Here is an 11729-nt window from a genome sequence, read left to right as displayed (position 1 = left end):
GAACAACCTTTTTTCATTAGCAAGTTTGTAATACGCAGCATGTATTTTCAAAACGTCGATTTTTCAAATCTTCATTACTAATGCAGAAATATAGCATTCCTAGTTCTCCCCAAACCATATTACAATTTTTATGATCTGAATCAATTTGGAATAAAAGAGTCATTTGCTGCGGGTCTACTCCCATATATTCTCCTGTCTCATATAACACTTCTTCTTGTACAGAGAATGGCTCACCAAACATTTGATGGTTATCGTAGTTATCCGGAATTAGCTCTTCAAGTAATTGCAAGAAATGATCTGAATCAGCCTCATCTTCAATGAAAAGTTCTGGTAATTTGTATGTCAGTTCAAAAGTAATTGCACACTGGTTATATTTCGCTTGTATTTGATTTTCTCTTCGTAATTGCTCTACAGGAATATCATAATAAAGTACATGCCCAGCTTCTGTTAGGTTCACATTTTCTTCAAAATAATTTTCAATGCAAAAGAAATACAGCATCCCCGTTTTAGGAAGATTGTGATCCATACCAACATTTTGTAAATCACTTAAGTTAAATTGCGCGATAAATTGTAGTGGATTTCCTTTATGCTTTGGATATTCAAATAAAGCTGGTAAATCTGGAAATCCCCCCATTTTCGAACTACCTATCGCAACAGTTTCCTGCTGCTTTGGCACAACTTTTATACAAGGAAATATAGTATTAATAAGTTCCTCTTTCAAGTGTGTTAGTTCATATTTATCAATTAATACTTCAATTTTTTTATTCATAAATTCTCCTTACATTTACATACTTATTTGTATCTTAGTACAAAGATTATACTTCATTCTTTACAAAATCAACAAGCCTCCAAAAAACGGGCTTATCCTTCGTACGCGAACAAGTTTAAATAAGCATACTATACATTGTTCCTACAAACACGATAATTCTTTAGTTCTTCCAGTACATTTTCCCCTCGTTCATTTTTAAATATAAGGAGGAATTCCACATGGGTTACGGATATAGTTGCTGTGGTTACGGATACGGTGGTGGCGGCGGTTGTGGTTACGGAGGTTTCGCTTTATTAATCGTTTTATTTATCCTTCTAATCATCATCGGAGCTAGTTGTTGGGGCGGCTTTGTAGGCTGCTAGTAAACTTAAAAACTATTGCAAAAAAGCACGTACAATACGTGCTTTTTTGCCATTTCCAAATCTTTTATTCGAAAGGAAGTATGTTTAATGAAGATTGATGGTGTTTTTGAAGGAGGCGGTGTGCGCGGTATTGCGCATATTGGGGCAATTTGCGCGTTAGCCGAAAAAGGTTATGAATGGGAACGTGTAGCTGGTACATCGGCTGGTTCGATTATTGCAGCGCTCCTAGCGGCAGGATATTCTTGTTCAGAGTTAAAAACGATTATAACTGATATTGATTATAATAAATTTATGAAAAGAACTTTTATTGATAGAATTCCTTTTATCGGTAAGGGACTAAGTGCATGGACTACTCTAGGTATATACTCTAATGTATTTATAGAAGAATGGATTGAAGAATTACTTCGAAAAAAAGGTGTTCATTTATTTACTGATTTACCAGATCTAAACAAACTCAAAATCATCGCCTCTGATATTAGTAATGGTAAAATGGTTGTCTTTCCTGACGACTTACCAAACTACGGATTTTTAAATTATCGCTTCTCTATTGCTAAAGCGGTAAGAATGAGTAGTACAATCCCCTTCTTCTTTGAACCCGTAAAATGGAGAACTCCAAAATGGAAGCAGCCTTGTTATATGGTTGATGGAGGAATTCTAAGTAATTATCCAATTTGGATCTTCGATTCACCTACCGCTCCTCGCTGGCCGACTTTCGGATTTCATTTTGTAAAGGATGAAATTCAAGCTGACCCTGCTCGCTATAACGAGCCTATTTCCATGTTCAAAGGACTATTTAAAACAATGATGCAAGCCCATGATTTACGTCATTTAGATAAGGAATCAAAAGCAAGAACCATTACAATTCCAACAGGAACGATTACAAGTACTAATTTTGAACTGACAAAGGAAGAAAAAGAATGGCTTTACAATTCTGGTTATAACTCTGCTAATAAATTTTTACAAGCTTGGAACTTTAGGCAATATATTGATGAATATAGAAAAGGGAATCAAGACCGAAAGACAAATCGATTTTTCCGTCAACTTGACTCATAATATTATTACTTTGCATATAAATACGAGAACGTTTAACAACCTAATAGTAAATAAGCCTAGTAATTTCTTATATTACTAGGCTTATTTACTTCCTATATAATCTCGTACATTGTTTAAGGATACGTTAACCCTTCGGCTTCTTCTGCAGTAATAACTATGTAACGATTTCCCGTTCTTAATCCTAACAGTTCTGCTTTTTCAATCGCCTCTTGCTTCGTCTCCGCATAAGCAGCTAAGTATTTATGTCCACCAATCATTTGGCAAATTACATATTGTTTCATGACTTTCTCCTCTTACTTTTTCATTAGTTGTGCAAGTTTTTTTATACCTATTTCAATTTCTTCTAACGTTGCATATGAATATGATAGGCGCAAAAATTGATTTGCACTTCTATCATACAAAGTACCTGGGTTTAATAAAACCTTTTCTCGCAGAGCTTTATCAAATAAACTACGATATGAAATGGGTACTTTTATATGTACCCATATATAAAACCCACCTGTTGGTTCATGCCAAGTTGCTATTTCACGAAGATATTTATCTAACATTAGTAACATAAAATCTCTTCGTTTTTTCAATTCACTTCTTACAAATCGTAAATGCTCATCATATAGACCATTTGTAAACCACTCTGCTGCAATTTGCTGGGATATAGAGCTTGAACCATAATCTGTTTGCATTTTTATGTCTGACAATCTTTGAATTACTGGCTCGGGTCCAACAATCCATCCAATTCTTAAACCTGGACTAATTACTTTGGACATGCTTCCAATATGTAATACGATTCCATTTTTATCATAGGCTTTTAAAGGTTTTGAACAAGGTGCATCAAACCATAAGTCTTGATACACTGCGTCCTCTATAATAGGTAATCCAATTTCATTACATACTTCCATTATTTCTTTTCGCCTCTTAGTATCCATACTAAAATTCGTCGGATTATGAAAAGACGGAATTGTATATAAAATAGAGGCATTAAATTGCTTCTTATATTTCTCAATAAATGATGGATGTAAGCCACTCTCATCCATTGGGATTCCAATTAAACGTATTCCTGCTGATTGAAAAACATTAAGTGAATATAAATAGGATGGTTTCTCTAATAAGATTGATGCCCCTTTCGAAAGAAGCCCCATAGAAATAAGTTGCAGCGCTTGAATTGCTCCCGAAACAATTAATATAGAGTCAGGAGATACATATACACTATGCCCCTTTAAGTATTCGGAAATCTTTTCCCTTAAATAAAGATTTCCTTTCGGCTCTTCATACCCAAGCGTCACATTTGACTTTAAAAGCTTATTCATAATTTCTTTCATCTTTGTCTCAGGTAAGAGACTCGGCGCGAGCTCACCTGTTCCTAACCGAATTACATGTGGATAAAATTCAGCTTGATTAATCTCTTGAATAGCTGGGAGATTCGGATAATGAACTCCTGTTTCTACATAAGACTGCCAATTAGGCGGGGGTGCGTAAGTTGAAGCATTCTCATTATTATTTACAACAATTGTTCCTTTCCTGCCATTCCCTTCAATATATCCCTTCGCAACTAGTTCATCGAAAGCCATTACAATTGTGCTTCGATTCACACCAAATGTATGGGCCAAATCTCTTTGTGAAGGTAATTTTGTTCCAACGATCCATTCTCCATTAACGATCCTTTCTTTTATATACGTTTCTATTTGTTTATACAGCGGCGTCGCTAGAGACATATTCGGTTTCCAAACGAATCTTTCCATCATATCACCTTATATTCTTTTTGGTTGGTAACCTCCCCAACCATATGGATGGATACAAATTTTCATTTCTTCTATACAATATACACTATCATAATGAATTAAAATAGGAGGTAATATGATGAGTGAAGCAATTATTCATGGTATCATTCTTGCATTTGGACTTATCATTCCATTAGGTGTACAAAATGTTTTTGTCTTTAACCAAGGTGCGAGCCAACCAAACATTTGGAGGGCAGCCCCTGTAGTATTAACTGCCTCTATATGTGATACGTTACTCATATTGATTGCGGTGCAAGGTGTCTCCCTTGTACTCCTTACTTTTTCTTGGCTAACTAACTCGTTATATATAATTGGATTTTTCTTTCTCCTATATATGGGCTTTGTTATTTGGAGAAGTAACCCTTCCAACGATGTAAAACAAGAAAAAAGTATGCCCTTAAAAAAGCAAATCCTTTTCGCAGCATCAGTCTCATTATTAAATCCACATGCAATTTTAGACACAATCGGTGTAATTGGAACAAATTCTATTCAATACATAGGAAGTGAAAAATGGGCTTTCACACTTGCAACTATTATCGTTTCTTGGATTTGGTTTATAAGCTTAGCTTTAGCGGGGAAATTTCTAAAAAGACTAGACTCAACCGAAAAGGCAATCTTATTATTAAATAAATTTTCTGGTCTCATCATATGGGGTGTCGCGCTTTATATGTTAAAACAAGTTATTTATTCTTAATGAACGTAAGAGAATTGCATGTTACTGAAAACATCATGCAATTCTCTTATAAATTATGAAGTAGGTTCCGGTTTCTGTTTTACCGTCTTTTCATCTTTTGCTGGTTTAATCCAAATGATTGCTATAACAGCACCAATGGCAGCAAAAATACTTGTCAAATAAAACACTTCATGGTCCGCCCCTTTCATAAAAAAAGAATATAAAGGTGGTCCAGCTGCTACACCGATAAATCGCATTGAACTATAAAATGACGTAACCGTTCCCCTTTGCTCCTTTTCAATTCCTTGTGTAATGAGGGCATCTAAACATGGGAGTGCCATACCAATTCCTATCCCCATAATAACAAGACAAAGAAGTAGTAAATAAATCCCTTTTATAAATAAAGGAATGATGACTGATGCAGCTGCCATTAAAAAACCAATATAAATACACTTCTTCATAACATTTTGATTATCTCCAATTTTTTTACCGGCCATATATGAACTAAGTGACAGTACAAGTAACGGGATAGCAAGCACACACCCTTTCCATATACCATGAATGTCATACTTTGATTCCAGTATAGTCGACAAATAAAAGAGAATTCCGAATAAAATAAGCATAATAATTGCACCTAATGCAAAAATGGCAATTAACCATCTTCCCTTTTCTCGAAACGTAGAGATAATAGATTGAATAAACTCTTTTAGTGGTGGTACTTCCCCTTCTTGTTTTTTTGCCTTTACTAATACCAGCAATAAAACAATTGATACGACACATAAAACTGGAATCGCCCAAAATGGTAAGAACCATACAATGGCAGCAAGAGCAGATCCTAAAATAGGGCTCAGCACTTTTCCAAATGTATTGGATGTCTCAATGATTCCCAAACCTGTACTAACTTGTTTTTCATCTTTGTATAAATCACCAACACACGGTATAACAACCGGCATTGCACCAGCAGCACCAATACCTTGAATCGCTCTACCCATTAGTATCCAAATGTAGGGATTATCAACTTTCCAAGATACCCAGCCAGTTATCGCTCCTCCTATAGCCGCAATCAGCAAACTCGGAACCATTACCATCTTTCGTCCCCATCTATCTGATAAATAACCAGCAATCGGTATAAGTAAAATGGCTACGATAGAGTAAATTGTAATAATCATGGATACTTGAAACGATGAAATATGTAATTTCTTTTCAATTGTCGGCAAGATTGGAATAAGCATTGAATTCCCTAATGTCATGACAAGTGGAACTGATGCAAGCGCAATTAAACAACAGTTTTCTTTTTTTAACATGTTGATTTCGGAACCTTTCATCATATATTTCTTACCATATAATAGCCCTGCTGGAACATAATTTTCATTCCACCAGGGCTATTACATCTTTAATACTTCCCATTCACAACAAAAGAAATTGGGTAAAATATAGTATTACTTCTATTCTTTGAATTCTGTTCGCTATATATCCATACCAATTAATTGAAAAAAAAAGAAAGGAAGAATCCTTCCTTTCTCCTATAACCTTCTACATTTAGCGAGTATATCCGCCACCAAGCTGTTGTTCTGCCATCGCTACTAGGCGTTTTGTGATTTCACCGCCTACAGAACCGTTTGCACGTGAAGAAGTATCAGCTCCCAGTTGTACACCGAACTCTTGTGCAATTTCATACTTCATTTGATCTAAAGCCGCTTGTGCTCCATGTGATGCTAATTGATTAGAATTACGATTTCTAGCCATTACCAATCACCTCCTTATTTATATATAAATTGTGTAAAATTCAAATTAAAATACATGGAAATTTTTGGTTATTATTTCACGATAAAAAAAGAGCCTCTAAACGAGACTCTCACATCATTTCACATTATGAAGTTACTACTTCTAAATTTCTATTTATTAATACTTTCATTTCTTCTTTTAATATCTCCTTTGAGTTATGTCCAAACCATTCTAAAGAAGCAAAAAGATTCGTATCCCTCACTTCCTGAATAATCTCATCATAATTTACAATACCTTCAAATAACGGAACCATACCAATACGACTTCCTGCTGCAGCATATACATTATTAGGTTCAAACACATGCAAATAATTCGCTGAAGATATATTCTTAAAATGGTAATGTAATGTCCACGGCTTTAATTGATGGAAACTGTCTATTGGATCTGCGCCAGACTCCCATATATGAAGAAAATCAAGATTTATTTTTAAATTCGGATGATTTACTTCTTCTAATAGTTCTATAGTAGCAGGCAATGTGTCCGTTAGTGTATTGGGATGTGTTTCTAACAGCACATACATATTGTGCTGAGCAAACACATCACAAATCTTATGTATTCGCTTCACATACTCTTTTCTCTCTTGTTCCGAGAAGTCCTCGCTCCCTTTTTGCCCAGCAAACGTGCGAATTTTATTCGTATTAAACCAATTAGCTAGTACTACAAGTTGTTCACTTTTCTCTATCGTTTTTTCAAAATCTGCTGATAATGATATATCTAAGTAATCACTTATCATCGTAATTTCTAAGTTTTTATCCTTTAGAAAATTCAATTCTCGTTCTGTCGTTTCACGTTCTTGCATGTACAAATTTTGTGCATGCGTCCCCCATAATTCAATTCCTTCAAAACCGTTTTCATATGCAAATTGAACAATATCAGTAAATGAAATTAATTGATGACGAAATGAAATGGTACATAGCGAATATTTCATAGCATTAAACTCCCCTATCTTAAATTCAGTTAGCTTATTAAAGAGTTACGACAGACTGATTTGTTTTCATACCTTTCCATGATAGAAACTGTCTCTCTAATTCCTTCTTAATTTGCAGTTCAATTGCATTCATTTCATCCAGTTTTTCAATAATCGATACTAGCATACCTTTATTATTCGTCATTGCCATTTTAATTGCACGATACTGTACATTTGTAAATCCTTGTACAATATCCTCTACCCGATCACACCAATAATCAAATTCTTGCTCCGAATATTGCAACGTTTCACGGAAGTATGCAAAGGCATGCTCATAACTATATTTACGAATTGCAAGTACTGGTATTTGTTTTACTGCTGCTACAAGTCCAGAAAGCGTATACCCTTCTTCCTCATTTGCCATTTTTACAATTACATTTTTTAGTTCCATAGTCAGTTCATTGTCGTTCTTTTTGAATGTTTCTGTGAAATAACTAGCTACTGTTTCTTGCGTTGGCTCCCCAATTCTTTCTATATCAATGAAATACCCTCCACCAAATGGGTTATCTTGAACAGAGTGAAGTACTTTTTCTCTTTCCATACTCCCTTCCCAACGAAAATCAGGATCTAGCATGAACCACTCTTCTTCTTTCTCTGTTTTTGATATCATTAAATAATGCGGAAACGGTTTTTGATGAAATTTATTTTCCCTCTCTGGCAATAAAGACATATCAACCATTACAATGATATAACGATTTTCCGGCTTGTTTTCTACTAATTCTAAAAACATTTCTACATTGCTATCTTTATCTTTTGCATGATCATACCATTCGTTTACTTTAATACCGTACAATTTTTCAAACCAAAGTAAATAATGATCATGGTTAATGTTTTCAGAGTGATATGAAATAATTCCGCCTTCTATTATATCAAAATCTCCATCCCATAGTCCAAAATAAAATGGACGAAAATCAATGTCGCTACGCCTTTTTATAATTTCACAAAAACAACTCACTAAACAGTGCACTTTAATTGAAGTCATACTCTCATCCACTTTCCTAAAGGTTAGTTATTCACATTTACTTCCTGTAACGGCTGTAACTCCTCCATAAAATCAAGCAAAGATCCTACAGTAAGAAATGCTTTTGGATCTACCTCATCCTCTGGAACGCATAGCTTTAAATCCATTTCTATGTATACAATAAGCTGTAACATCATTACCGAATCTATATATAAATCTTGATTTAAGCGCATCGTTTCTTCTAAATGCGTTACATTTTTCAGTTCCATTTTTTCTATCATAATTTTTAACACGGCATTCTTTAACGCTTCCCGTCTCATGTTGTAACCTCTCCCATCTCTAGTAACTTTCTACTTACTTTTCCCGTTTTATTTTTAGGAATTTCATTTACACTTTCAATTTCATGCGGAACTTTATAAGAAGGTAAGTGCTGAATACACCATCCTCTTATTTGCACTGGATCAACATGAGAGATCACTTTCGCTTTAACTATTTCGCCCATCACAGGATGTTTCCCTCGATATACAATTGCCTCTTGAACACCTTCCAATCGAAGCATTGTTTCTTCTACCTCTATAGGAAAGACTTTTAATCCTGAAACGTTAATTACATCATCCATACGCCCCATAAAATGAAGGCCGCGCTCAGATTTATACCCTAAATCTTTCGTGAAAATTTCCTTATCGTTCATTTTCACGACGATTTCTTCCGGTGCATTTTCATCTGAACCTATGCTTATACTCGCATGAGGTAGAGGGTTCCCTAAATCTAAATGGCTTGTCATATCATGACATATACTAATACAACCTGCTTCAGAACAACCATATTGCTGCATCATAAATGTTGTCATTTCTTTTAGTTTATAAAATAGTGCTTCTGGCAAAGGCGATCCGGATGTCATAATTTTATGAAACCGAAACGTTCCTAATGGAAAACTCCCCATAATGTGTAACATAAGTGGCACTGCATATATGATATGTTTTTCTGTATTACGAACTATATTTAATGCGAATTTAGGATTTTTGTTCGTAATGATTACAGGCTTGCTCCCCCTCTTAATTGCTGATAACGTACCACATATTAGTCCGTATGAATGTGAAACAGGAGCCATAACGATTGGCACTTCATCTACTCCACAGTTTAAAGCTTCATTATAAGCGGTAATTTCCGTATCAACTTCTGTCCATGCTCTACGAATCAATTTCGGTTCCCCTGTAGTTCCAGAACTATATTGCAATAAAGAAGGCTCTTCTAGTAAAAAGTTCCCTACTTCTAATTTTGTAAAATCCCCATATTCTCCATATAAAATTCCTACACAATTTGCACGCTTTGCCATTTCAATAGCTGTTTCTTTTGGCGTATCTTCATGTATAAGTAATACTGATGATTTCTTTTCTTTTAAGAAAAACACAAGCGTAATAATATCGAATGGATCTTTCAGACAAAGTGCAAATCTATTTCCTTCTGCTTTTTGAAATTGTTCCATTTCCGCATAAACTTGTAATCTCAATTCAAAATCACTTTTGCTATACTCTTGTTTATTAACGATTAGCATAATTTCCCCCTGTAACAACTGATTTTTGTTTCATAAGTTGTCTTACTCTATACAATGGATTTGGAACTTCATGAACAAGCGATTCCACATCCATATATAATCGACGTTTCGTTAATTGTTCAGCATAGAATGTAGGTGCATATAATTGAATATTTTCAAATCTACCTTTCAAATGTGGATATATTCTTAAATGATTTTCAATTTCTTCAACAACCATTATCCAAAAACGTTCTTCTTTCAATCCATATTCATCCGCAAGTACGAACGCTAATTCTCCTAAATTAAACAGGAAAAGTGCATCTAATACCATCTCTTGCAAACATTCGATGCGATCCATTTCAAAGAAATCATTCATTTTTCCATTCGCATATGTTCTATGCATTTTAGTAAAGTCGGGACATTTATCAACTTCTTTCAAATATGGACGATAAAACTCAAGCCCTTCATGAAAATCCTTTAACGCAATACGAACAGGCACCCCTTCTTTATGGACTAGAATCATATTTTGTCCATGTGATTCCAGTGCGATGCCATGCTCTACAACAAGATGTATAACTGGTATTATCGCTTTTTGAATAAGTAATTGTAGCCAATCCTTCATTCCATATTTGTTCAACCATGCATCAATAATTGGTGTACCATCTTTCTCTTTAGCGTATAAACCATTAAAAGGAATTGCGTCCTCTTGTGCATCTAAATACTTGTGAACGCTTTCGCGCCAAATACATCCTAATGAACCATATATAGCTTTCTTATTTGTGTCATACGTTACACTGGAAAACTCCTTTAACAAGATTAAACGTGCTTCATCGCTTAAATAGGCGTCATTACTTACAACATCACTTAACCAATTTGATATTGCTGGTGCACTCACAACAGAATACGGTTTCAACGTACGGAGTGTTGAAGTGTTGAGTAAATTCATCGATAATTTAACGTACGGTTTCTTTGGATTCGTAATATTTCTTACCGTTCTCATTGACTGTTGTGCGCAATACTCATCCTCTGATGTTCCTAAATAAATAATAAATTTACCCTGTATATGATCCGCATAATTTGAAATGATGAAATTCTCCCACTGCCAAGGATGAACAGGTATAAACACGTACTGTTTTGGATTACATCCCCGATTACAAATTCGCTCCATAAACTCTTCTAACTTACGCTCACCAATCTCCTCTATTAAAATTTCGTCATAAATTACTTCATTCTCATACCCTACACTGGAGTATTTTTTATGCGCTGCAATCCATATGAGTTTTATTGGCTGCATAAATTCATATCCATATTGAAAATTGTCACGATACTGAAATCCAATACGAGCTTTATAACTAGGGTGATATGGATGGCCGTCTATTAAATGGCTTTCAAACTCATCGTAAGATTTTTGATTGTATTCTTTCTTATTATTTCTTTCATATTGTGCAATCGTGTCTTTAAATATTGTTTGTTCTAATTCGTGCATAAAAGAATCTAATTTGGCTTGTTCTACACTAGCAACTCGAAAAACTTCTTCTAGAAATTGCGAGACAGATTGTATTTCTTGCTGTTCATCTTGGACTCTTACTATTAATGAGTCTAAAGAAATACGTCCAAATGTCATCCGTTCCCTGCCATAGCATTTGTACGTGACACTTTTGTCTTCTTCATCAAGTCCTTGTATTATAAAAAGAATTTGTTCTTCTTTTTCTATGCGAACCGGTGTAATAATCCCCTCATAAATTAACGATTCTACTAATTGACGTAGCACTCTTCTTCGTACTGAAATGTAATCTTCTGATTCGAGCGCCTTCAATACTTTCGTATGATACATGTCCACTCTCATAAAA

General features: G+C 34.7%; 13 protein-coding genes. 3 read left to right on the top strand and 10 right to left on the bottom strand.

Annotated elements, in window-relative coordinates:
• Positions 1-16: 16 nt before the first annotated feature.
• The gene (locus ASE54_RS03170; protein ID WP_001034829.1) at positions 17-769 is read right to left on the bottom strand and encodes a YwqG family protein; all 753 of its coding nucleotides are present in this window, start codon (positions 767-769) and stop codon (positions 17-19) included.
• Positions 770-987: 218 nt separating this feature from the next.
• Here ASE54_RS03170 and ASE54_RS03165 point away from each other — a divergent pair, with 218 nt between their 5' ends.
• Positions 988-1131 carry a YjcZ family sporulation protein gene (locus tag ASE54_RS03165; RefSeq protein WP_000540420.1) on the top strand — a complete coding sequence of 48 codons (144 nt, stop codon included), beginning with the start codon at positions 988-990 and terminating at the stop codon, positions 1129-1131.
• Between the two features lie 87 nt (positions 1132-1218).
• Entirely contained in the window at positions 1219-2184 is a 966-nt protein-coding gene (locus ASE54_RS03160) for a patatin-like phospholipase family protein (protein ID WP_000686784.1), read from the top strand.
• A gap of 113 nt (positions 2185-2297) precedes the next feature.
• Here ASE54_RS03160 and ASE54_RS33535 read toward each other — a convergent pair whose 3' ends face one another.
• Both ASE54_RS33535 and ASE54_RS03155 read right to left on the bottom strand, forming a co-directional pair.
• Positions 2298-2465: a DUF3933 family protein gene (locus ASE54_RS33535; RefSeq protein ID WP_000816388.1), complete on the bottom strand. Its 168-nt coding sequence runs from the start codon at positions 2463-2465 to the stop codon at positions 2298-2300.
• A gap of 12 nt (positions 2466-2477) precedes the next feature.
• On the bottom strand, positions 2478-3920 hold the full coding sequence (locus ASE54_RS03155) for a PLP-dependent aminotransferase family protein (protein ID WP_000439402.1): 1443 nt from the start codon (positions 3918-3920) through the stop codon (positions 2478-2480).
• A 118-nt stretch (positions 3921-4038) separates the two neighbouring features.
• Between ASE54_RS03155 and ASE54_RS03150 the strand changes: the two genes are divergently transcribed.
• Positions 4039-4653, top strand: a complete 615-nt coding sequence (locus tag ASE54_RS03150) for a LysE/ArgO family amino acid transporter (protein ID WP_001287301.1) — start codon at positions 4039-4041, stop codon at positions 4651-4653.
• Positions 4654-4706: 53 nt separating this feature from the next.
• Here the strand turns inward: ASE54_RS03150 and ASE54_RS03145 are convergent, their stop codons facing one another.
• The 7 genes from ASE54_RS03145 to ASE54_RS03115 form a co-directional block, all read right to left on the bottom strand.
• Positions 4707-5936: an MFS transporter gene (locus tag ASE54_RS03145; protein WP_002083274.1), complete on the bottom strand. Its 1230-nt coding sequence runs from the start codon at positions 5934-5936 to the stop codon at positions 4707-4709.
• 235 nt (positions 5937-6171) lie between these two features.
• Positions 6172-6378 carry an alpha/beta-type small acid-soluble spore protein gene (locus ASE54_RS03140; protein ID WP_000113545.1) on the bottom strand — a complete coding sequence of 69 codons (207 nt, stop codon included), beginning with the start codon at positions 6376-6378 and terminating at the stop codon, positions 6172-6174.
• Between the two features lie 124 nt (positions 6379-6502).
• Positions 6503-7345 carry a sugar phosphate isomerase/epimerase family protein gene (locus tag ASE54_RS03135; RefSeq protein ID WP_000877677.1) on the bottom strand — a complete coding sequence of 281 codons (843 nt, stop codon included), beginning with the start codon at positions 7343-7345 and terminating at the stop codon, positions 6503-6505.
• A 37-nt stretch (positions 7346-7382) separates the two neighbouring features.
• A complete protein-coding gene (locus tag ASE54_RS03130; RefSeq protein WP_000200698.1) occupies positions 7383-8366 on the bottom strand; it encodes a DUF6005 family protein in 984 nt (327 codons plus the stop codon).
• A 23-nt stretch (positions 8367-8389) separates the two neighbouring features.
• Complete coding sequence (gene asbD / locus ASE54_RS03125) at positions 8390-8665, bottom strand: petrobactin biosynthesis protein AsbD (protein ID WP_001250559.1); 276 nt, start codon at positions 8663-8665, stop codon at positions 8390-8392.
• Positions 8662-9900 carry an AMP-binding protein gene (locus ASE54_RS03120; protein ID WP_000909566.1) on the bottom strand — a complete coding sequence of 413 codons (1239 nt, stop codon included), beginning with the start codon at positions 9898-9900 and terminating at the stop codon, positions 8662-8664. The genes asbD and ASE54_RS03120 overlap by 4 nt, the downstream gene beginning before the upstream one ends.
• A complete protein-coding gene (locus ASE54_RS03115) occupies positions 9887-11725 on the bottom strand; it encodes an IucA/IucC family protein (RefSeq protein ID WP_001261817.1) in 1839 nt (612 codons plus the stop codon). Before ASE54_RS03115 ends, ASE54_RS03120 begins: the two co-directional genes overlap by 14 nt.
• Positions 11726-11729: the final 4 nt, after the last annotated feature.

Source organism: Bacillus sp. Root131 (genome assembly GCF_001429475.1).
Classification (GTDB): Bacteria; Bacillota; Bacilli; order Bacillales; family Bacillaceae_G; genus Bacillus_A; species Bacillus_A thuringiensis_S.
This window is presented reverse-complemented; position numbering and strand designations above follow the sequence as displayed.

Bases quoted from the DNA above. Each gene is read 5' to 3' on its own strand.
- ASE54_RS03170 (WP_001034829.1), bottom strand. From the start codon at position 769: ATGAATAAAAAAATTGAAGTATTAATTGATAAATATGAACTAACACAC.
- ASE54_RS03165 (WP_000540420.1), top strand. From the start codon at position 988: ATGGGTTACGGATATAGTTGCTGTGGTTACGGATACGGTGGTGGCGGC.
- ASE54_RS03160 (WP_000686784.1), top strand. From the start codon at position 1,219: ATGAAGATTGATGGTGTTTTTGAAGGAGGCGGTGTGCGCGGTATTGCG.
- ASE54_RS33535 (WP_000816388.1), bottom strand. From the start codon at position 2,465: ATGAAACAATATGTAATTTGCCAAATGATTGGTGGACATAAATACTTA.
- ASE54_RS03155 (WP_000439402.1), bottom strand. From the start codon at position 3,920: ATGGAAAGATTCGTTTGGAAACCGAATATGTCTCTAGCGACGCCGCTG.
- ASE54_RS03150 (WP_001287301.1), top strand. From the start codon at position 4,039: ATGAGTGAAGCAATTATTCATGGTATCATTCTTGCATTTGGACTTATC.
- ASE54_RS03145 (WP_002083274.1), bottom strand. From the start codon at position 5,936: ATGTTAAAAAAAGAAAACTGTTGTTTAATTGCGCTTGCATCAGTTCCA.
- ASE54_RS03140 (WP_000113545.1), bottom strand. From the start codon at position 6,378: ATGGCTAGAAATCGTAATTCTAATCAATTAGCATCACATGGAGCACAA.
- ASE54_RS03135 (WP_000877677.1), bottom strand. From the start codon at position 7,345: ATGAAATATTCGCTATGTACCATTTCATTTCGTCATCAATTAATTTCA.
- ASE54_RS03130 (WP_000200698.1), bottom strand. From the start codon at position 8,366: ATGACTTCAATTAAAGTGCACTGTTTAGTGAGTTGTTTTTGTGAAATT.
- asbD (WP_001250559.1), bottom strand. From the start codon at position 8,665: ATGAGACGGGAAGCGTTAAAGAATGCCGTGTTAAAAATTATGATAGAA.
- ASE54_RS03120 (WP_000909566.1), bottom strand. From the start codon at position 9,900: ATGCTAATCGTTAATAAACAAGAGTATAGCAAAAGTGATTTTGAATTG.
- ASE54_RS03115 (WP_001261817.1), bottom strand. From the start codon at position 11,725: ATGAGAGTGGACATGTATCATACGAAAGTATTGAAGGCGCTCGAATCA.